This is a genomic window from Streptomyces sp. NPDC037203, assembly GCF_055605065.1.
This window is the reverse complement of the sequence record NZ_JBVJUC010000008.1, coordinates 219538-238052: the sequence shown is the minus strand read 5'-3', so window position 1 is coordinate 238052 and position 18515 is coordinate 219538. Positions and strand designations below refer to the sequence as shown.

Here is an 18515-nt window from a genome sequence, read left to right as displayed (position 1 = left end):
CCGCCAGACGGAATATTCCGTAGCGAAACAAACCGATAGGATCGCCCCATGCGCCGTTCGAAAATCGTCTGTACTCTCGGCCCCGCGGTCGACTCCCACGAGATGCTCGTCGCCATGATCGAGGCGGGCATGAACGTGGCCCGCTTCAACTTCAGCCACGGCTCCCACGCCGAGCACCAGGCGCGGTACGACCGCGTCCGGGCCGCCGCCAAGGAGACCGGCCGCCCCATCGGCGTCCTCGCCGACCTCCAGGGCCCGAAGATCCGCCTGGAGACCTTCGCCGAGGGCCCTGTCGAGCTGGAGCGCGGCGACGAGTTCGTCATCACCACCGAGGACGTGGCCGGCGACCGGCACATCTGCGGGACGACGTACAAGGGGCTGCCGGGCGATGTCTCGCGCGGCGACCAGGTCCTGATCAACGACGGCAACGTCGAGCTGAAGGTCGTGGACGTGGACGGCCCGCGGGTCCGGACGATCGTGATCGAGGGCGGCGTCGTCTCCGACCACAAGGGCATCAACCTGCCCGGCGCGGCCGTCAACGTGCCCGCGCTGAGCGAGAAGGACGTCGAGGACCTGCGGTTCGCGCTGCGCATGGGCTGCGACATGGTCGCGCTGTCCTTCGTGCGGGACGCCAAGGACGTCCAGGACGTGCACCGCGTCATGGACGAGGAGGGCCGCCGGGTCCCGGTCATCGCCAAGGTGGAGAAGCCGCAGGCGGTGGAGAACATGCAGGACGTCGTCGCGGCGTTCGACGCGGTGATGGTGGCGCGCGGCGACCTCGCGGTGGAGTACCCGCTCGAAAAGGTCCCGATGGTGCAGAAGCGCCTGATCGAGCTGTGCCGGCGCAACGCCAAGCCGGTGATCGTGGCGACCCAGATGATGGAGTCGATGATCACCAACTCCCGGCCGACCCGCGCCGAGGCCTCCGACGTGGCCAACGCGATCCTGGACGGCGCCGACGCGGTGATGCTGTCCGCCGAGTCCTCGGTGGGCGCCTACCCGGTCGAGACGGTCAAGACGATGTCGAAGATCGTCCAGGCCGCCGAGCAAGAGCTGCTCTCCAAGGGCCTCCAGCCGCTGGTGCCGGGCAAGAAGCCGCGCACGCAGGGTGGTTCGGTGGCCCGCGCGGCCTGCGAGATCGCCGACTTCCTCGGCGGCCGGGGCCTGATCGCGTTCACCCAGTCCGGTGACACCGCGCGCCGCCTTTCGCGCTACCGCGCCGCGCAGCCGATCCTCGCCTTCACCACCGAGGAGGCCACCCGCAACCAGCTCACGCTGAGCTGGGGCGTGGAGCCGTACGTGGTGCCGTTCGTGGACACCACCGACGACATGGTCGAGCAGGTGGACCAGGAGCTGGCCAAGCTGGCCCGCTTCGAGAAGGGCGCCACCGTGGTCATCACCGCCGGCTCGCCCCCCGGCGTCCCCGGCACCACCAACATGATCCGGGTGCACCACCTGGGCACCGACAACTGACGCGGCCCGTACGGGCCTTGAACGGCGCTGAGGGCGCCCCCTGCGAACAGGGGGCGCCCTCAGCGGTGTTGCGGCTCCCGGACGGGTCTGGGGGACCGGTCAGCCGGTCGTGTACACGTGCATTCCGGGCACGTGCAGGCTGCCGCCGAACTGGGCGGCCTGGGTCACCTTCACACTGGTGAAGTAGATCAGCGGAAGGTTCAGCGGGGGCGGGCTGTCGGGGCTGAACGTCATCGGGATCAGACCGAACAGGTTGCCCGAGATCGACTCGGTGTACATCACGGTCTTGCCGTCCCTGATGGTCGACGTCGAGCCCTTGGCCGCCTGGACGTGGTACGTCTTGCCGGACAGCGAGTCGTGCACGGTCTGGTGCAGGTCGCCGATGTCCGTGCCGTCGGAGATGACGTACTTCAGCGCCTTCTTGGTGGTGCCGCTCGCCGTCTTCACCTCCACGATGCCCTGGTAGTCGGCGCCTTTGAGCAGCAGCGAGCTGGCCTGGAGGTACCAGGGGTCGTCCGCCACCGGCACCGCGTTGTCGACGCCCCCCTCATCGGTGGTGGCGGCGGGGCAGTCCGTGGCCGAGGGGCTCGGGCTGGTGCTCGCCGAGGGGCTCGGGGACGGGCCCGTGGTGGCGGCGTCCGCCGTGTCCTTGACCGCCTTCCCCGCGCCGTCGACCGCCTTGGAGACCGTGCCGGTGGTGTTCCTCACCGTGTCCCCGACCGTCTTGGCGGTCTTGGAGGTCGTGTCCTTGACGGTGTCGGAAGGCTTCGTGCCGGACGACGGCGCCGTGGAGCCGGACGCGGAGGGCGAGGGGCTCGCCGAGGGCGTGGTGCTCGCGGAGGGTGCGGCGGAGTCGTGCTTGCCGCCGGTGAGGATGTTCCCGATGGTGTCGCCGATGGTGCCGAGCAGCCCGCCGCTGCTGCTCTGGCTCGGGGACGTGCCCGTCGTCGTACCGGAACCGGAGCCCGAACCCGAACCCGAGCCGGAGTCGGAGGAGCCGGAGGTCCCGGTCGGCTTGGGCGCGGTCTTGTCCGCGGAACCCGAGTCCGAACCCGAACCGGAACCCGAGTCCGAACCCGAACCCGCGTCTCCGGACGACGAGGAGCCCGGCGTGTCCTTCGAGGTGTCCTTGGAGGTGTCCTTGCCCGTGTCCTTCGTCGCGTCACCGCTCGGTGAGGACGACGGCGTCGGCGCGTCGGTGGACTTGTCGGCCGAGGGCGAGGGCGAGGACTTGGGGTCCTTGCCGTCGTCCAGCGCCTTGACGCAGTCCTTGTACTCCTCCGCCGACATGCTCTTGGCCGCGGGCGAGGTGGTGGGGCCGCCGCCGTTGCCCGCCGCGAGGGCGAGCGTGGAGGTGAAGCCCATGCCCATGAGCACGGCCGTCGGCATCGCCACGGTGGCTATCGCCTTGCCGGCCGGCATGTGGAACCTGGTGAACAGCGGCTTCCTGGGAGCCGCGTGGCGGGGTCCGGTTCTCCCGCGGGACTCGTCCGCATCGCTCCCGCGGCTCACCTCGTCAGCCGGCACTGTGCCTCCCGTTCGCCCCGTTGGCCGGGCTCGTTCCTGACAGGTCGTTCGGCTCGTACGCCCCGCCGGTGCCCTGACCGGGCAGCGGCACGGATCCGGGTGCGCCGCCCGCGTCCGGGGCGGCCTCACCGGCCTGCGCCTCCGGGCCCGCGGGCTCGCCCGGCGCCCACGCCACGGCCATCGCCCCGCCGATGAGGGAGAACAGGAAGCCGAGGACGAATCCCCCGAAGTTGGACACGGGGAGGGACACCAGTGCCAGCAGGATCGCGGCGACTCCCGCGAAGGTCCGCACATGCTTCTGGAACCAGAGGCTGATCCCCAGCACGACGAGCAGCACACCGATGATCAGGGATCCCGCTCCCGCGGTGGTCGCCATCGCCAGCGTCAGGTGTCCCAGCTGGAGATGGGCGTACGGGAAGTACATGATCGGAAAGCCGCCGAGCAAGACGAACAGACCTGCCCAGAACGGCCGCGCGCCCCGCCAGGCGCGGAACTGCTGCCTCCGGTTGGTGAACTGGCCGGGGTCGGCGGCAGGGGTCTCGGCGCTCATGGAAAACAGCTCCCTGGTGCGGCATTGCTGTGGTGATGACGTGTGCCGCGCGTGGAGACGCGGCGGATGTGGCGCGGGCGGGGGCGCCGTCGGCTCCCCCGCCCGTCAGCGAGTGCCTAGTAGCACTCGTGCGTGCCCGCCTGCACGGACATGTGCAGACCACTGAGCTTGAAGGTGCCGGCCGTGGTCGCCCACGCCGTCTGCTTCACACCGGTCAGCGTGGCCGAGTCGGCCTGCTGCGCGAAGCCGAACGGGTTGGCCTGCTCCTTGCCGCCCTTCATGCCCGGACCCTTGCCGGCGTCCTTGGCCGCAACACCGATGTCGATGTTGTTGAAGGTGGCGTCGGCGTTCAGGTCGTCGACGTCGATGTAGAGCCGGTCGGCCTCGACCGGGTCCTTCTGGCCGGCGGTCAGCCTCAGGGTCACCGAACCGAGCACCGGGATGTTCGGCGTGACGACCGACTGGCACATGTTCGTGATCTCGGCCGACTTGAAGGCCGAGACCGCGACCGGGTGGGCCGTCTGGTCACCACTGAGGGTGTAGCCGTTGTCGAGCGCGCCGTACTGCTCGAAGCCCTGGCCGACCAGCTTGTCCGCGGTCACCTTGAAGGACTGACCCGACACGCTGAACGAGGCGGCCAGCGCACCCTGAGCGAGGGCCACACCTATACACGCCGTGGCGGCGACGCTGGGCACCATGACCACAGCGAACCGCTTCCATCTGGTCCCGCCACGCACCTGGGACTCCATATTTCCTCCTTCTCGGACGTACATCTCCTGGCCCGGACTCGCCCACGTACGGCGGCTCAGCCGGGGCAGGGATGGGAGAAGTGCTACGTCCTCGGGAAGGAGCGCCCGTACTCGCGGGCGCATAGCGCGCCCGGATCACCGGCGATCACCCCCGAGCGACAACCACTGGTCGCGCCTGACACACATCACGCACAACCTTCTGGACAGGCTTCGCCGGCCGGCGAAGACCCCCCTGCCCGAGAGCCGGCGCCACTGCCGCCGGCTCTGCTCGGTGGGGACCCAGAGTCTCCCTCGCCCCGACCGGGTGCCGGGGTGCGGGAATGGACCGAGCGTCGCCGATCGTGGTGCAAATTGGCCGCCCGCACAAGGGGGTTCGTTACTGGCTAGTAACGGGGGGATAACCGGGACACGACAAGGTGATCCCGGAGCGCGACACTCCGTCGCAACGGAGGGCAGAGCAAAGCCGTTGATCTCTGTACGAAACCAGACAGATCAACGGCCTTGATTTACTCGGAGTAACAGCCGCCCCGATTGCCAAGATTTGGCAAAGCGGAGCGGCCTCAACGCCTTGTCGGCGAACCTTTCACCTCGGCATCACAGGCCGTGGCGTTTAGCGACTGGTCAGAAAAGCGCCCGTGCGAGCGCCCTGCGCGCTCCGACCACCCGCGGGTCCTCGGAGCCCACGACCTCGAACAGCTCCAGGAGCCGGCGACGCACCGCGTCCCGCTCGTCACCGGCCGTGCGCTGCACGGTCTCGATCAACCGCCCGAAGGCGTCCTCGACATGACCGCCCACCAGATCCAGGTCCGCGGCGGCGATCTGCGCGTCGGCGTCCTTCGGCTTCTCGGCCGCCTCACGGCGCACCTTCTGCGGGTCCATGCCCTGTACCCGGCGCAGCAACTCGGCCTGCGCCAGACCGAGTTTGGCCTCCGGGTGGGCCGGGTCGTCGGCCAGCACATTCTGGTAGGCGCGGACCGCGCCGTCCAGATCGCCGGCGTCCAGGGCCGCGGCGGCCGCGTTCAGAAGCGACTCGTACGGGCCCGCCGGGGCCTCGGCGGGCGCGCCGGACGCACCGCCCGGCTGCGCGTCCGGGTCGACGGTCAGACCGGTCAGGCCGAACCGCTCCTCGGCGACCTGCACCAGCTGGTCGAGGGTGCCGCGGATCTGCGTCTCGGCGGCCGCCCCCTGGAACAGGGGCAGGGCCTGGCCCGCGACGACGGCGAACACCGCCGGGATGCCCTGCACCCCGAACTGCTGCATCAACATCTGGTTGGCGTCGACGTCGATCTTGGCGAGGAGGAAGCGCCCGTTGTACTCGACGGCCAGCCGCTCCAGGACCGGGCTCAGCTGCTTGCAGGGCTGACACCACTCGGCCCAGAAGTCGATGACGACGGGCACCTCGGCGGAGCGCTGGAGCACCTCGCGCTCGAAGCCCGCCTCATCGACGTCGATGACGAGATCGGCCGGGGAGACGGCACCCGTGCCGCCCTGCCGGGCCGCTTCGGCGCGCGCCTGCTCGGCCTTGGCCTTGGCCTCCTGGGCCGCCTTCACCGCGGCGAGGTCGACCACGCCGCTCATGGACATGTTCCGTGGCTGCATGGGTCTATCCTCCCCCGATCCCGCGTCTGAAGAAAAAAGCGTCGATGTTCGGCGCCGGGTCCCCACCCGCGCCGTGCCGTACCGCCCGCGTACGTCCTTCGCGAGCTTTCGCTACGACCCGTAGCGTAATGGCAATGAGGGGTCACGCTCCACCATGATCCGGTGATCTGCCTCACGACGCCACGGAACAGGCCGGTACCGGCCGGTTATGGTCGGGGGATGCAGAGCCGCACCCCCGCCAGCCGCACCGGGCGCCCGCGGAGCGCCGCCGCGGACGCCGCGATCCTGGCGGCGACCCGGCAGGCGCTGGTGGAGCTGGGCTGGTCCAAGCTCACCCTCCAGGACGTGGCGATGCGCGCGGGGGTCGCGAAGACCACCCTCTACCGCCGCTGGGCCGGCAAGAACGAGCTGGTCGTGGACGCGGTCGCGGAACTCTTCGACGAGCTGCGGCTGCCCGACGCGGGCAGTCTGGCCGCCGACATCGAGGGCGTGGTCCTCCAGTTCGCGGCGCTCCTGGACCGCCCCGAGTGCCGCAGCGGTCTGATGGCGGTGGTCGCCGAGTCGACCCGCGACGAACCGCTGCGCGAACGCATCCGCGCCTCGGTCGTGGAACGCCAGAAACGGCTGGTCGTCGAGGGCCGCTCGCGCGCCCAGGCCCGCGGCGAACTCCCCCCGGAATCCGACCCGGAGGAAACCGCCCGCACCATCGACCTCACCTTCGACATGATCGCCGGCGCCGTCGTCCACCGGACCCTGATCAGCGGCAAACCAGCGGACGGCCCGTGGGTACGGAGCTTCATCAGAGCCCTTCTGCTGGGCTTGTCGGCACCGGCCTGAGGCACCTGCGCGTCCCTGCCGCGCGGCTCCCCCTCCGGCCCCGGCACCCGAGACCGCCGCGGAGTCCGATGGCGCGCGCACGCGCCATAGGGCCGGCCGCTGCCGACCCGCCGAGGCCGGGCGCCCTCAGAAGCCCACCGGTTCCGTGTACGCGCCCCACTCGTCGCGCAGGGCGCCGCAGATCTCGCCGAGGGTCGCCTCCGCGCGGACCGCGGCCAGCATCGGCTCGATCATGTTGGAGCCGTCGCGGGCGGCGGTGAGGAGCGCGGCCAGGGAGCTGCGTACGGCGCCCTCGTCGCGCGCGGCCCTGCGGTCTTCCAGAATCCGCACCTGGGCCCGCTCCACCTCGTGGCCGACGCGCAGGATCTCCAGTTCGCCGGTGACGGAACCGGTGTGCGCGTTGACGCCCACGACCTTCTTCTCCCCCTTCTCCAGGGCCTGCTGATAGCGGAAGGCGGAATCCGCGATCTCACCGGTGAACCAGCCGTCCTCGATCCCGCGCAGGATCCCGGAGGTCATCGGCCCGATGGGGTGCCGCCCGTCCGGATGGGCCGCGAGCCCCCGCTCCCTGATCCGCTCGAAGATCTCCTCCGCGGCCGCCTCGATTCGGTCGGTCAGCTGCTCGACGTACCAGGAGCCCCCCAGCGGATCCGCCACCGCCGCGACCCCGGTCTCCTCCATCAGCACCTGCTGCGTGCGCAGCGCGATCTCCGCGGCCCGCTCGCTGGGCAGCGCCAGCGTCTCGTCCAGGGCGTTGGTGTGCAGCGAGTTGGTCCCGCCGAGCACCGCGGCCAGCGCCTCCACGGCGGTGCGCACCACGTTGTTGTACGGCTGCTGCGCGGTCAGCGAGACCCCGGCGGTCTGTGTGTGGAACCGCAGCCACTGCGCCTTCTCGGTCCGCGCGCCGTACACGTCCCGCAGCCACCGCGCCCAGATCCGCCGCGCGGCACGGAACTTGGCGATCTCCTCGAAGAAATCGACATGGGCGTCGAAGAAGAACGACAGTCCGGGCGCGAACACGTCGACGTCCAGGCCCCGGCTCAGCCCCAGCTCCACGTACCCGAACCCGTCCGCGAGCGTGTACGCCAGCTCCTGCGCGGCCGTCGCCCCCGCCTCCCGGATGTGGTACCCGGAGACCGACAGCGGCTTGTAGGCGGGGATGCCGGCCGCGCAGTACTCCATGAGGTCGCCGATCAGCCGCAGATGCGGCTCCGGCTGGAACAGCCACTCCTTCTGGGCGATGTACTCCTTGAAGATGTCCGTCTGGAGCGTGCCGTCGAGCACCGCGGGGTCCACGCCCTGCCGCTCCGCGGCGACCAGGTACATGCAGAAGACGGGCACGGCGGGCCCGCTGATCGTCATGGACGTGGTCACCTCGCCGAGCGGGATGTCCTTGAACAGGACCTCCATGTCGGCGGCCGAGTCGATCGCGACCCCGCAGTGCCCGACCTCGCCGAGCGAGCGGGGGTCGTCGGAGTCCCGCCCCATCAGCGTGGGCATGTCGAACGCCACGGACAGCCCGCCGCCGCCCGCCGCGAGGATCATCTTGTAGCGCTCGTTGGTCTGCTCGGCGTTGCCGAACCCGGCGAACTGCCGGATCGTCCAGGTGCGCCCGCGGTAGCCGGTCGAGTAGAGCCCCCGCGTGAACGGGTACTCCCCCGGCCAGCCGATCCGCTCGAATCCCTCGTACGTGTCTGTGGGCCGCGGCCCGTACACCGGCTCCACGGGGTCACCGGAGAGCGTGGTGAAGTCGGCGTCACGCTTGCGCGCGGCGTCGTATCGGGCCTGCCAGCGCCGGCGGCCCTCCTCGATCGCGTGAGCGTCCATACCGGCGAATTTACTTGGACGTCCTAGTACCTGTCGATGGCAGAGCCGCCGTACGGGTGCCGTACGGCGGCCGCGACCCGAGTTCCGCGGCGGGACCTACGCCTCGGCGACGGCGGGGGTACGGTCGACGATCTTGCCGTCCAGCTCGCGGCTGATCTTCCGCTCCACGAAGAACGCGGCCGTCGGGATGGTGCCGGCGAGCAGGACCCACAGCTGCTTTCCGACCGGCCACTTCGCCTTGGAACCCAGGTCGAAGGCGAAGACCAGGTAGACGACGTACAGCCAGCCGTGGGCGATGGCGACGACACGGGTCACGTCGGCCGCGCCACTGATGTCCAGCCCGTACTTCGCGATCATGCTCAGGCACAGGAGCACCAGCAGGACACCCGTGGTGTAGGCCATGACGCGGTAGCGGGTCAGCACGCTTTTCTTCATGGAGTCGAGCGTAACCACCCGTTCCGGGAGATCTTGGCGGGGGTCACCCCTCGTCGAAGTCCAGCGCCGCGATCCGCAGCGGGCGGAACATCGCGAAGATCTCCCGGCACTCCTCCGCGTCGTACACGCCGAGCCCGAAGTCCATGGCCATGAGGTCGCGGGAGGCCGCGTCGACCACCTCGCGGCCCTTGTCGGTGATCACGGCGAGGGTGCCGCGTCCGTCGTTGGGGTTGGGCCGCTTGGCGACGAGGCCGGACTTCACCAGCCGGTCCACGGTGTTCGTCACGGACGTGGGATGCACCATGAGCCGCTCGCCGATCTTGGACATCGGCAGCTCGCCGGCCTTGGAGAAGGTGAGCAGCACCAGCGCCTCGTAGCGGGCGAACGTCAGCCCGTACGGCTTGACCACCGCGTCCACCTCGGCGAGCAGGATCTGCTGGGCCCGCATGATCGAGGTGATCGCGGCCATGGACGGCACGTTTCCCCAGCGCTGCTGCCACAGCTCGTCGGCGCGGGCGATGGGGTCGAACGGGAGGCTGAGAGGCTTCGGCACGTCATCAGACCCTACCGGCCGGTCATATGCCGGTCAGCTCCGTCTCACCTTTCGACCGCCCCGCGTCCAGGGACCGCTTCTTCCCGGCGCCACCCCTCCGGCCCGCTCCTCACCGCCCGGTCCGCCGCAGGCGGTGCCGTACGGCCCGCTGCGCCACCGGCCCCAGCTCCTCCAGCGCCGCCACCAGCGCGGCCAGCTGGTCCAGCGCCCCCAGCGCCGCCTCCGCCCCCTTTGCGTCGACCCCCTCGTACAGCTCGATCCCCACGAACGACGCGGCCACCGCCCGCGCGAACCCCGCGGGGTCGACGAACTCGGCGACCGGGGTCCCGGCCAGCAGCCGGGCGAGCACCTGCTCGATCTCGTCGGTCCACAGCCGCAGCCCCGCCGCCGTCGCGGGCCCGAGCGCCGGGTGCGTCGGCGCGCCGGCGAGCAGCTGGCCGAGCAGGGCGACATGGCCGCCGTCCCGCTCGTGCTCATGGATCTCCCGGCCGACGGCGAGCAGTTCGGACAGCGAGGCGACCGCGGCGAGCCGCGTCCGGTAGCGGCCGACCGCCTGCTCCGCGCCGTACCGGCAGGCCGCCGCGAGCAGCTCGTCCACCGTGCCGAAGTGGTAGAAGACCAGCGCCTGGTTGACGCCGGCCGCGGCGGCCACCGTGCGGGCGGAGGTCTTGGCGATGCCCTGCTCGGTGAGCGTGCGCAGGGCACCCTCCAGCAGCTTGGCCTTGGTCTCCCGTGCCTTCGCCGTCTCGGGGCTCACGCGGGCGCCTCCACGCGCTGCTGGAGGGCGCGCAGCAGCCGCGGGGCCCGGATCCGGGTGGCGGGCGCGCGCAGGCAGCGACGGGCGGCCGGGGTGCACGCGAGCGGTGCCTTGAACAGGGCGAGGCAGACCGCGCCGAGCAGCAGCACCGGGCACACATAGGCCACGGCGGCGGCGAACGGCCCGAACAGGCGCAGCAACCGCTCCATGCGCAGCCCGCCGAGGCAGGTGGCGAGCAGCAGGGCGCGTACGGCGATCTCGGCGAGCCAGTTGCCCAGGGCGCGCTCGGGGGTGATGCCGCGTTCCAGCCAGAGCCGGAGCCGGTCGAAGGACCAGGCGGTGGCCCAGTCGAGCAGCGGGCGGACGAGCAGGCGGTCGGCGGCGGCGCCGAGGGGTCCGCCGCGGGGGCGGTAGTCGTAGCCGGTGAGGAAGCGCACGCCCTGTGCGTCGGGGACGTAGCGCCAGTAGCCGCTGCCCTCGGCGATCAGGCCGCGGGGGCGGGTGGAGGAGAAGCAGACGGCGGAAGTGCGGGTGCCGTCGGGGCGTTCCTTCTCGCCGGCCGAGACGCCGGTGCCGGAGAGGGTGAGGAAGGGGGTCAGGCGCGCGGTGAAACGGAAGGGGCGCGGCTCGCCGGGGGCGGCGCTCGGGAGCTGGTGGAGTTCGGTGACGAGCAGGTACCAGCGCCGGTGCAGGACGGGGTCCTGGGTGTGCGCCCACAGTCGGTCGAGGTCGGCGCGTATGTGCGTCTCCGTATAGAGACCCATGGTGTTCCCCCACGTCAGGCCGCCGATTGAGCGACCGCTCAAAGGATCTTCGAGGAGAAGGTACTTCCCTTCGAGCGATCGCTCAAAACCGCGGCCCGCACGGCGGTTCACGACCGGCCGTCCAGGCGGGGTCCGGCGGGCCCGCTCAGGCGGTGTCCGGCCGGTCCGCCAGGTGGCGTTCGACCGTCTCCACCTTGGAGGTGAGGCCGTCGGTGACGCCGGGGCGGATGTCGGCCTTGAGGACGAGGGAGACGCGCGGGGCGCGCGCCTCCACGGCGGCGACGGCGCGCCGGACGACGTCCATGACCTCCTCCCAGCTGTCGCCCTCGATGGAGGTGAACATGGCGTCGGTGCGGTTCGGCAGGCCGGACTCGCGGACCACGCGGACGGCGTCGGCGACGTACTCCCCGACGTCCTCGCCGACACCGAGGGGCGTCACGGAGAAGGCGACGATCATGCGTTCACGACCCCTTCCTTGCGCGCGCGGGCGGCGATCACGGCGTCCTCGGCCTCGCGGCGCAGCGCGCGCTCGACGATGAAGCCGCCGAAGGGGATGACCGAGTAGGCGATGTAGAGGCCGGCCTTGCCCTTGTTCCACTTGGCGCGGTTCCAGGCGTCCGCCCAGAAGAGGACGTAGAGGATGAACAGCACGCCGTGGATCGGGCCCATCACGGGGGCGACGTTCACGCCGGAGTCGACCGTGTACTTGATGATCGTGCAGGCCGCGAGGACGATCCAGGAGATTCCCTCCGGCACGGAGATCAGGCGCAGGCGGCGGATGGCGGAGGCTGTCTTGAGGTCCACGGGTCACCTTCGGTGGGAGTGTCGCTGAGGGGGCGCTGGGGCGCGTCCGCTGTCGTGATCGTCTTTGTGAACGCACGCACAAGCGTGCCGCCATTGTGGCAAACGGTGCCCCTGCGGGTCCGCTCAGGGTGCGGCTCCACCCGCGGGTGCTGTTCGGCCCACCCGCGGCGGCGCTACGTTCGCAGCGTGGCGATGTTCCGATTGCAAGGCAGCAAGGTGCTCGCCGTCGAGATGACCGGCGACGCCGTCAAGGCGAAGAACGGCTCGATGGTCGCGTACGACGGGCAGATGTCCTTCAGGAAACTCACCGGGGGCGGGGAGGGGCTGCGCGGGATGGTGACCCGCCGGCTCACCGGTGAGCAGATGGCGGTGATGGAGGTGAAGGGGCACGGCACCTGCTGGTTCGCCGACCGGGCGACCGAGATCAACCTGGTGCGGCTGCGGGGCGAGAAGCTGTACGTCGAGTCGGGCAACCTGCTGGTGACGGAGGCGGCGCTGCGTACGGGCACCACGTTCACCGGGCTGCGCGGCGCCTCCCAGGGCAACGGCCTGTTCACCACGACGGTGGAGGGGCACGGCCAGGCGGCGATCATGTCCGACGGGCCGGCGGTGGTGCTCCGGGTCAGTCCCCAGTACCCGCTGACCGTCGATCCGGGGGCCTATGTCGCCCATCAGGGCAACGTGCGGCAGTCCTTCCAGTCCGGTGTGACGTTCCGCACCTTCCTCGGGGAGGGCGGCGGCGAGGCCTTCCAGATCCGCTTCGAGGGGGACGGCCTGGTGTACGTGCAGCCGAGCGAGCGGAACACGATCGCGGGGGATCTGTGAGATGACCTTCCGCGAGATCAACTCCAAGATGGTCGAGGCGACGGTGCTGCCCGGCCGGCGGCTGTTCAGCCAGCGCGGGGCCATGCTCGCCTACAAAGGCGAGGTGTCCTTCACGCCCAACGTCCAGGGCGGCCAGGGCGGGGTGATGTCCATGCTGGGGCGCCGGGTGACCGGCGAGGCGACCCCGCTGATGACCGTCGAGGGCAGCGGCACGGTGTTCTTCGGGCACGGCGGCCATCACGTCCACGTCATCCGCCTCACCGGCGACACCCTGTACGTGGAGGCCGACCGCCTGCTCGCCTTCGAGGGCACTCTGCGCCAGGGCACCATGTTCATGGGCTCGCAGGGCGGGGTGATGGGCCTGGTGCGCGGCCAGGTCACCGGCCAGGGGCTGTTCACCACCACGCTCCAGGGCGAGGGCGCGGTCGCCGTGATGGCGCACGGCGGCGTCTTCGAGCTGCCGATCACCCCCGACCGCCCGGTGCATGTGGACCCGCAGGCGTACGTCGCCCACCACGGCGACGTCCGCAACAGGCTCTCCACCGCCCTCGGCTGGCGGGAGATGGTGGGCCGCGGCTCCGGCGAGGCGTTCCAGCTGGAGCTGAGCGGCAGCGGCACGGTGTACGTCCAGGCCTCGGAGGAGAAGCTGTGAACGCGTACTCGAGCACCTACGGCACCGCCGGTCCCGGCGGCCCGGTGGTGTACGACCCGGTGACCCTGCCCGCCGACGACAACGTGAACAGCTACACGTTCTGCGTCGAGCTCAAGGACGGGCAGTGGTTCCTGCAGAAGGGGAAGATGATCGCCTACTACGGGGCGATCGGGTTCGACGGCATCGGACACGGCCGGCTCGACCACCTCGTGCGCACCTCGTTCCATTCGCCACTGCACGCGAGCGACTGGGTCGTGGCCCACGGCTCGGGCAAGATGCTCCTCGCCGACCGGGCCTTCGACGTCAACTCGTACGACCTGGACGACGGGAACTTGACCATTCGCGCGGGCAATCTGCTCGCTTTTCAGCCAACTCTCACGCTCAAACAATCGATCGTGCCGGGTTTTCTGACCCTCATCGGAACCGGAAGATTCGTGGCCGCGTCCAACGGACCGGTGGTCTTCATGGAGCCTCCCCTGCGGGTGGATCCCCAAGCGCTCGTCGGCTGGGCCGACTGCCCCTCCCCCTGCCATCACTACGACCACGGGTACCTGACCGGTGTACTGGGCGGACTCCGTGCGATGACGGGCCTGGGCGGGGTTTCCGGAGAGGAGCACCAGTTCGAGTTCGTCGGCGCGGGGACGGTGCTGCTCCAGTCATCGGAGGCCCTGATGCCGGAGGTCGACACGGGGGTCGTCCCGGCCGAACCGGGGACGCCCGGAGATGGCGCACCGGGGCGGGCCGGACACGGTCCGCAACCATCCGGCGCACCGCGCCTTCCCGGACAGCTGGGGGACCTCCAGCGTCGCTTCGGGCTGTGAGCGGTAGTCTGCGGAGTGTGACGTCGAACGCGTGCGCACAGTCACACCACCCGAAGTAGTTCGCCATTCAACTTCTTAGGTAGACTTCATTCATGGAGACCGAGACGGCCACGCGCTGGCTGACCGATGCGGAGCAGTGCGCCTGGCGCACCCACCTGGAGGTCAACAGGCTGTTGACGTACCAGCTGGAGAAGGATCTTCAGCCGTTCGGCCTGACGATGAACGATTACGAGATCCTCGTGAACCTGTCCGAGTCGGAGGACGTACGGATGCGGATGAGCGACCTCGCCTCCGCGACGATGCAGTCCAAGAGCCGGCTCTCGCACCAGATCACCCGGATGGAGAACGCGGACCTCGTGCGCCGCGAGAACTGCGAGTCGGACCGCCGGGGGCTGTACGCGGTGCTCACCGAGCACGGCATGGAGACGATGAAGAAGGTGGCGCCGCACCATGTGTCCTCGGTGCGGCGGCACTTCATCGACCTGCTCTCGCCGGAGGCCCTGGTCGAGCTGGACAAGGCCCTGAAGCCGATCGCGGAACACCTGCGAGGACAGCGGGGACGCCCCTAGGGGCCCTCGGCGAGCGCCGGTTCCCCGCACCCCTCGAGGGGTGCGGGGAAGCACGCGGTCAGCCGCGACGCGACCGCGCGAGGCCACCGAGACCCGCCACGGCGGCGGACGCCAGAGCGGTGGTGCCCGCCACCAGGAAGCAGGCGGCCAGCGGCATCCGGCCGATCAGCAGCCCCGTGGCCAACGCTCCGGCCGAACTCCCCGCGTTCACCCCCATGTTGACCCACGCCCCGGCCTGCGTACGGGACTCGGCGGCCACCGACTCGTCGGCCGCCAGGTACGCCGTCGTCAGGGTCGGTGCGATCAGGGCCCCGGCGAGGGCCAGCACGGCGGTGAGCACCCACAGACCGGGGGCCAGGCCGGCCACCGCGACGATCAGGCCCAGCAGCGCCGAGAAGCGGAGCAGCCGGGTGCGGGCCGGGGTCAGCCACCGTACCGCCCCGTTCGCGAGGCCCCCCAGCACGCTGCCCGCCGACATCGCGCCCAGCACCCACGGCACGAGACCGGTGTCGTACGCGTGCGCGGAGGCGTACGCCATGGTCAGCAGGTCCACCCCGCTGAGGGTCAGCCCGGCGCCGAGCGCGACGACGACGGGGGCGAGCAGACCGGGGGCGCCCCGGAGCCGGGCGGGCCGGGCGGCGGGCCGGGGGGCCGGCAGCACCGGGGACGTGACGAAGAACCCGGTGCCGCCCACGATCAGCGCCGCGCTGAGCAGGATCCCGGCGGCCGGCGGGGCGAACCCGGTCAGGGCGCCGACCAGCACGGGCCCGGAGACGTAGAGCAGTTCCTCGGCGACCCCGTCGAGGCTGTAGGCGCGCTGCAACAGGGTCCGGTCGGGCGCGAGTTCGGCCCACAGCGACCGCATCGTCGGCCCGAGCGGCGGCGTACACGCGCCGGCGAGCGCCGCGACCGCCGCGAGCGGGGCCACCGGCGCACCGGGACGCCAGGTCAGGACGGCGAGCAGGGACAGCAGGGCGCCGTACACGAGCGCCATGGGCGCGAGCGCCCGGCGGGGCCCGTGCCGGTCGATCAGGGCGCCGCGTACCGGCATCAGGAAGACCGACGCGGCGCCGAACAGGGACATCAGCGCCCCGGAGACAGCGTAGGAGCCGGTGGCGCGGGTGACGGACAGCATCACCGCGAGGGACACGGTGCCGTAGGAGAGACGGGCGGTCAGGGCGGCCGTGAAGGTGCGGCGGGCGCCCGGCAGGCGCAGCACGGCGGCGTACGAAGGCCGCGCGGGAGCATGCGTGGACATGCGGAGGTTCCTCTGGGGGAGGCGGAAAAGGGCACGCGAGGGCACGCGGCGCCGGAATCGTCACGGCGTCGCGCGCGGGGCGTGCTCTATGCCAGCAGGAGGAACATGAAACCCAACTTAGCGGTCCGATACGGGTGTTGACCAGCTCTCCGGCCTTCCGGGTCCGGATTCGGCACCAGCTCCGGCACCGGTCCCGTCCCCGCCTGCCGGCTCAGCCCTCCGTGATCCCCGCCACCAGTTCGTCCGCCGCCCGGTACGGGTCGAGTTCGCCCGCCACGATCCGCTCCGCGAGGGCGCCCAGGCGCCGGTCGCCGTGCAGGTCCCCGATGCGCTCGCGCAGCGCCGTGACCGCGATGGACTCCACCTCGCGGGCGGCGCGGGCGCGCCGGCGCTCGGTGAGCACCCCGTGCTCCTCCATCCAGGCGCGGTGCTTCTCCAGCGCCTCGACCACCTCGTCCACGCCCTCGGCGCGGGAGGCGACCGTCTTCACGATGGGCGGCCGCCAGTCGCCGGGTTTGCGGGCCTCGCCGAGGCCCAGCATGTGGTTCAGCTCGCGGGCGGTGGCGTCGGCGCCGTCCCGGTCCGCCTTGTTGACGACGTAGACGTCGCCGATCTCCAGGATGCCCGCCTTGGCGGCCTGGATGCCGTCACCCATGCCCGGTGCCAGCAGCACCACGCTGGTGTCCGCCTGGGCGGCGATCTCCACCTCGGACTGGCCCACGCCCACCGTCTCGACCAGGACCACGTCGCAGCCGGCCGCGTCCAGCACGCGGATCGCCTGCGGGGCGGACCAGGCGAGGCCGCCGAGGTGGCCGCGGGTGGCCATGGAGCGGATGTAGACGCCGGGGTCGCAGGCGTGCTCCGACATGCGCACGCGGTCGCCCAGCAGCGCGCCGCCGGAGAAGGGCGAGGACGGGTCGACGGCCAGGACGCCGACCCGCCTGCCCTGCTTGCGGTAGGCCGCGACGAGCGCGGAGGTGGAGGTCGACTTGCCGACGCCCGGCGAGCCGGTCAGGCCCACCACATAGGCGTTGCCGGTCAGCGGCGCCAGCGCCGCCATGACCTCCCTGAGCTGCGGGGACGCCCCCTCCACCAGGGAGATCAGCCGGGCCACGGCCCGCGGCCTGCCGTCCCTGGCCTGGGCCACCAGAGAGGAGACGTCCTGCATCGCACAGCTCCGTTCGCTTCACCGACCCGACGGAAGGGCTCAGGCCTTCGGTACCCGCACGATCAAGGCGTCACCCTGGCCGCCGCCACCGCACAGCGCGGCCGCGCCGAGACCGCCGCCCCGGCGCTTGAGCTCCAGCGCCAAGTGGAGCACGAGGCGGGCGCCGGACATGCCGATCGGGTGGCCGAGCGCGATCGCGCCGCCATTGACGTTCACCTTTTCCGTGGATACACCGAGGTCCTTCATTGACTGCACGGCGACGGCGGCGAAAGCCTCGTTGATCTCGATCAGGTCGAGGTCGGCGACCTCCTTGCCCTCCTTCCCGAGGGCGTTGCGGATCGCGTTGGACGGCTGGGAGTGCAGCGAGTTGTCCGGGCCCGCGACATTGCCGTGTGCGCCGATCTCGGCGAGCCACTGAAGGCCCAGCTCCTCGGCCTTGGCCTTGCTCATCACGACCACGGCGGCGGCGCCGTCGGAGATCTGCGAGGAGGTGCCGGCGGTGATGGTGCCGTCCTTGGTGAAGGACGGGCGCAGCTTGCCCAGGCTCTCCACGGTGGTGTCGGCGCGGATGCCCTCGTCCTTGCTGAACAGGATCGGGTCGCCCTTGCGCTGCGGGATCTCGACGGGGGTGATCTCCGCCTCGAACACGCCGTTCTTCTGCGCGGCGGCGGCCCGCTGGTGGGACAGGGCGCCGATCTCGTCCTGCTCGGCGCGGCCGATACCGAGCCGGCCGTTGTGGTGCTCGGTGGACTCGCCCATGGCGATGTTCTCGAAGGAGTCGGTCAGGCCGTCGTAGGCCATCGAGTCGAGCATCTCGACGGCGCCGTACTTGTAGCCCTCGCGGGACTTGGGCAGCAGGTGGGGGGCGTTGGTCATGGACTCCATGCCGCCCGCCACGACGATGTCGAACTCGCCGGCGCGGATCAGCTGGTCGGCCAGGGCGATCGCGTCGAGCCCGGACAGGCACACCTTGTTGACGGTGAGGGCCGGGACGCTCATCGGGATGCCGCCCTTGACGGCGGCCTGGCGGGCCGGGATCTGGCCGGCGCCGGCCTGGAGCACCTGGCCCATGATCACGTACTGCACCTGGTCGCCGCCGATGCCCGCGCGGTCCAGGGCGGCCTTGATCGCGAATCCGCCCAGGTCGGCCGCGGAGAAGGACTTCAGGGAGCCCAGCAGTCGTCCCATGGGCGTACGGGCGCCCGCGACGATCACCGAACTGTTCGTTCCAGAAGACATGAGGTGCGATCCCCTTCCAGCTCCGCAGAGCCGAGGAGTGAACGAGGGTTTACCTCGAATGTACTGAGCGTCACTCAGTGCCGTCATCGTCCTGTCGGTGTGATCGCG

Annotated in this window: 20 protein-coding genes; 6 read left to right on the top strand and 14 right to left on the bottom strand. The window is 71.0% G+C overall.

From position 1 onward, the window contains the following. Window positions 1-48 precede the first annotated feature (48 nt). Window positions 49-1473, top strand: coding sequence for a pyruvate kinase (pyk, locus tag ACZ7EC_RS22810; RefSeq protein WP_471065122.1), 1425 nt, complete (start codon window positions 49-51; stop codon window positions 1471-1473). A gap of 99 nt (window positions 1474-1572) precedes the next feature. Here pyk and ACZ7EC_RS22805 read toward each other — a convergent pair whose 3' ends face one another. From ACZ7EC_RS22805 to ACZ7EC_RS22790, 4 genes are all read right to left on the bottom strand, one after another. Continuing rightward, on the bottom strand, window positions 1573-3000 hold the full coding sequence (locus tag ACZ7EC_RS22805) for a hypothetical protein (protein WP_471065121.1): 1428 nt from the start codon (window positions 2998-3000) through the stop codon (window positions 1573-1575). After that, window positions 2990-3550 carry a DUF6114 domain-containing protein gene (locus tag ACZ7EC_RS22800; RefSeq protein WP_471065119.1) on the bottom strand — a complete coding sequence of 187 codons (561 nt, stop codon included), beginning with the start codon at window positions 3548-3550 and terminating at the stop codon, window positions 2990-2992. Before ACZ7EC_RS22800 ends, ACZ7EC_RS22805 begins: the two co-directional genes overlap by 11 nt. 116 nt (window positions 3551-3666) lie before the next feature. Further along, window positions 3667-4299, bottom strand: coding sequence for a DUF6230 family protein (locus ACZ7EC_RS22795; RefSeq protein WP_471065118.1), 633 nt, complete (start codon window positions 4297-4299; stop codon window positions 3667-3669). A 621-nt stretch (window positions 4300-4920) separates the two neighbouring features. After that, window positions 4921-5898 (bottom strand): tetratricopeptide repeat protein, encoded by a 978-nt coding sequence (locus ACZ7EC_RS22790; protein WP_471065117.1) that lies wholly within the window; start codon window positions 5896-5898, stop codon window positions 4921-4923. 219 nt (window positions 5899-6117) lie between these two features. Here ACZ7EC_RS22790 and ACZ7EC_RS22785 point away from each other — a divergent pair, with 219 nt between their 5' ends. Then, complete coding sequence (locus ACZ7EC_RS22785) at window positions 6118-6735, top strand: TetR/AcrR family transcriptional regulator (RefSeq protein WP_471065115.1); 618 nt, start codon at window positions 6118-6120, stop codon at window positions 6733-6735. 126 nt (window positions 6736-6861) lie between these two features. Here the strand turns inward: ACZ7EC_RS22785 and ACZ7EC_RS22780 are convergent, their stop codons facing one another. The 7 genes from ACZ7EC_RS22780 to ACZ7EC_RS22750 form a co-directional block, all read right to left on the bottom strand. Next, a complete protein-coding gene (locus tag ACZ7EC_RS22780; RefSeq protein WP_471065113.1) occupies window positions 6862-8562 on the bottom strand; it encodes an acyl-CoA mutase large subunit family protein in 1701 nt (566 codons plus the stop codon). A gap of 96 nt (window positions 8563-8658) precedes the next feature. Further along, the gene (locus tag ACZ7EC_RS22775; RefSeq protein ID WP_471065112.1) at window positions 8659-8997 is read right to left on the bottom strand and encodes a DUF3817 domain-containing protein; all 339 of its coding nucleotides are present in this window, start codon (window positions 8995-8997) and stop codon (window positions 8659-8661) included. 43 nt (window positions 8998-9040) lie between these two features. Beyond that, window positions 9041-9550, bottom strand: a complete 510-nt coding sequence (locus tag ACZ7EC_RS22770) for a MarR family winged helix-turn-helix transcriptional regulator (RefSeq protein ID WP_397983973.1) — start codon at window positions 9548-9550, stop codon at window positions 9041-9043. 109 nt (window positions 9551-9659) lie between these two features. After that, window positions 9660-10307 (bottom strand): TetR/AcrR family transcriptional regulator, encoded by a 648-nt coding sequence (locus tag ACZ7EC_RS22765; RefSeq protein WP_471065110.1) that lies wholly within the window; start codon window positions 10305-10307, stop codon window positions 9660-9662. After that, window positions 10304-11071 carry a hypothetical protein gene (locus tag ACZ7EC_RS22760; protein ID WP_471065108.1) on the bottom strand — a complete coding sequence of 256 codons (768 nt, stop codon included), beginning with the start codon at window positions 11069-11071 and terminating at the stop codon, window positions 10304-10306. Before ACZ7EC_RS22760 ends, ACZ7EC_RS22765 begins: the two co-directional genes overlap by 4 nt. 145 nt (window positions 11072-11216) lie before the next feature. Further along, the gene (locus ACZ7EC_RS22755; protein ID WP_471065106.1) at window positions 11217-11528 is read right to left on the bottom strand and encodes an MTH1187 family thiamine-binding protein; all 312 of its coding nucleotides are present in this window, start codon (window positions 11526-11528) and stop codon (window positions 11217-11219) included. Next, a complete protein-coding gene (locus ACZ7EC_RS22750; RefSeq protein WP_471065104.1) occupies window positions 11525-11875 on the bottom strand; it encodes a DUF3817 domain-containing protein in 351 nt (116 codons plus the stop codon). Before ACZ7EC_RS22750 ends, ACZ7EC_RS22755 begins: the two co-directional genes overlap by 4 nt. Before the next feature lie 192 nt (window positions 11876-12067). Here ACZ7EC_RS22750 and ACZ7EC_RS22745 point away from each other — a divergent pair, with 192 nt between their 5' ends. The 4 genes from ACZ7EC_RS22745 to ACZ7EC_RS22730 all read left to right on the top strand — a co-directional run bounded on the left by ACZ7EC_RS22745 (window position 12068) and on the right by ACZ7EC_RS22730 (window position 14742). Next, entirely contained in the window at window positions 12068-12700 is a 633-nt protein-coding gene (locus tag ACZ7EC_RS22745) for an AIM24 family protein (protein WP_471065300.1), read from the top strand. Between the two features lies 1 nt (window position 12701). Then, window positions 12702-13352: an AIM24 family protein gene (locus ACZ7EC_RS22740; RefSeq protein WP_471065102.1), complete on the top strand. Its 651-nt coding sequence runs from the start codon at window positions 12702-12704 to the stop codon at window positions 13350-13352. Continuing rightward, window positions 13349-14173, top strand: a complete 825-nt coding sequence (locus ACZ7EC_RS22735) for an AIM24 family protein (RefSeq protein ID WP_471065100.1) — start codon at window positions 13349-13351, stop codon at window positions 14171-14173. Before ACZ7EC_RS22740 ends, ACZ7EC_RS22735 begins: the two co-directional genes overlap by 4 nt. Window positions 14174-14265: 92 nt before the next feature. Next, window positions 14266-14742 carry a MarR family winged helix-turn-helix transcriptional regulator gene (locus ACZ7EC_RS22730; RefSeq protein ID WP_471065098.1) on the top strand — a complete coding sequence of 159 codons (477 nt, stop codon included), beginning with the start codon at window positions 14266-14268 and terminating at the stop codon, window positions 14740-14742. A 58-nt stretch (window positions 14743-14800) separates the two neighbouring features. Here the strand turns inward: ACZ7EC_RS22730 and ACZ7EC_RS22725 are convergent, their stop codons facing one another. The 3 genes from ACZ7EC_RS22725 to ACZ7EC_RS22715 form a co-directional block, all read right to left on the bottom strand. Continuing rightward, complete coding sequence (locus tag ACZ7EC_RS22725) at window positions 14801-16000, bottom strand: MFS transporter (RefSeq protein WP_471065096.1); 1200 nt, start codon at window positions 15998-16000, stop codon at window positions 14801-14803. 211 nt (window positions 16001-16211) lie between these two features. Further along, entirely contained in the window at window positions 16212-17168 is a 957-nt protein-coding gene (gene meaB, locus ACZ7EC_RS22720) for a methylmalonyl Co-A mutase-associated GTPase MeaB (RefSeq protein WP_471065094.1), read from the bottom strand. Window positions 17169-17207: 39 nt separating this feature from the next. Next, complete coding sequence (locus ACZ7EC_RS22715) at window positions 17208-18407, bottom strand: acetyl-CoA C-acetyltransferase (RefSeq protein ID WP_471065093.1); 1200 nt, start codon at window positions 18405-18407, stop codon at window positions 17208-17210. Window positions 18408-18515 lie beyond the last annotated feature (108 nt).

What these genes read in the sequence shown, in the direction of transcription:
- pyk (WP_471065122.1), top strand. Translation starts at nt 49, where the DNA reads ATGCGCCGTTCGAAAATCGTCTGTACTCTCGGCCCCGCGGTCGACTCC.
- ACZ7EC_RS22800 (WP_471065119.1), bottom strand. Translation starts at nt 3,550, where the DNA reads ATGAGCGCCGAGACCCCTGCCGCCGACCCCGGCCAGTTCACCAACCGG.
- ACZ7EC_RS22795 (WP_471065118.1), bottom strand. Translation starts at nt 4,299, where the DNA reads ATGGAGTCCCAGGTGCGTGGCGGGACCAGATGGAAGCGGTTCGCTGTG.
- ACZ7EC_RS22790 (WP_471065117.1), bottom strand. Translation starts at nt 5,898, where the DNA reads ATGCAGCCACGGAACATGTCCATGAGCGGCGTGGTCGACCTCGCCGCG.
- ACZ7EC_RS22785 (WP_471065115.1), top strand. Translation starts at nt 6,118, where the DNA reads ATGCAGAGCCGCACCCCCGCCAGCCGCACCGGGCGCCCGCGGAGCGCC.
- ACZ7EC_RS22780 (WP_471065113.1), bottom strand. Translation starts at nt 8,562, where the DNA reads ATGGACGCTCACGCGATCGAGGAGGGCCGCCGGCGCTGGCAGGCCCGA.
- ACZ7EC_RS22775 (WP_471065112.1), bottom strand. Translation starts at nt 8,997, where the DNA reads ATGAAGAAAAGCGTGCTGACCCGCTACCGCGTCATGGCCTACACCACG.
- ACZ7EC_RS22760 (WP_471065108.1), bottom strand. Translation starts at nt 11,071, where the DNA reads ATGGGTCTCTATACGGAGACGCACATACGCGCCGACCTCGACCGACTG.
- ACZ7EC_RS22755 (WP_471065106.1), bottom strand. Translation starts at nt 11,528, where the DNA reads ATGATCGTCGCCTTCTCCGTGACGCCCCTCGGTGTCGGCGAGGACGTC.
- ACZ7EC_RS22745 (WP_471065300.1), top strand. Translation starts at nt 12,068, where the DNA reads ATGTTCCGATTGCAAGGCAGCAAGGTGCTCGCCGTCGAGATGACCGGC.
- ACZ7EC_RS22740 (WP_471065102.1), top strand. Translation starts at nt 12,702, where the DNA reads ATGACCTTCCGCGAGATCAACTCCAAGATGGTCGAGGCGACGGTGCTG.
- ACZ7EC_RS22730 (WP_471065098.1), top strand. Translation starts at nt 14,266, where the DNA reads ATGGAGACCGAGACGGCCACGCGCTGGCTGACCGATGCGGAGCAGTGC.
- ACZ7EC_RS22725 (WP_471065096.1), bottom strand. Translation starts at nt 16,000, where the DNA reads ATGTCCACGCATGCTCCCGCGCGGCCTTCGTACGCCGCCGTGCTGCGC.
- meaB (WP_471065094.1), bottom strand. Translation starts at nt 17,168, where the DNA reads ATGCAGGACGTCTCCTCTCTGGTGGCCCAGGCCAGGGACGGCAGGCCG.
- ACZ7EC_RS22715 (WP_471065093.1), bottom strand. Translation starts at nt 18,407, where the DNA reads ATGTCTTCTGGAACGAACAGTTCGGTGATCGTCGCGGGCGCCCGTACG.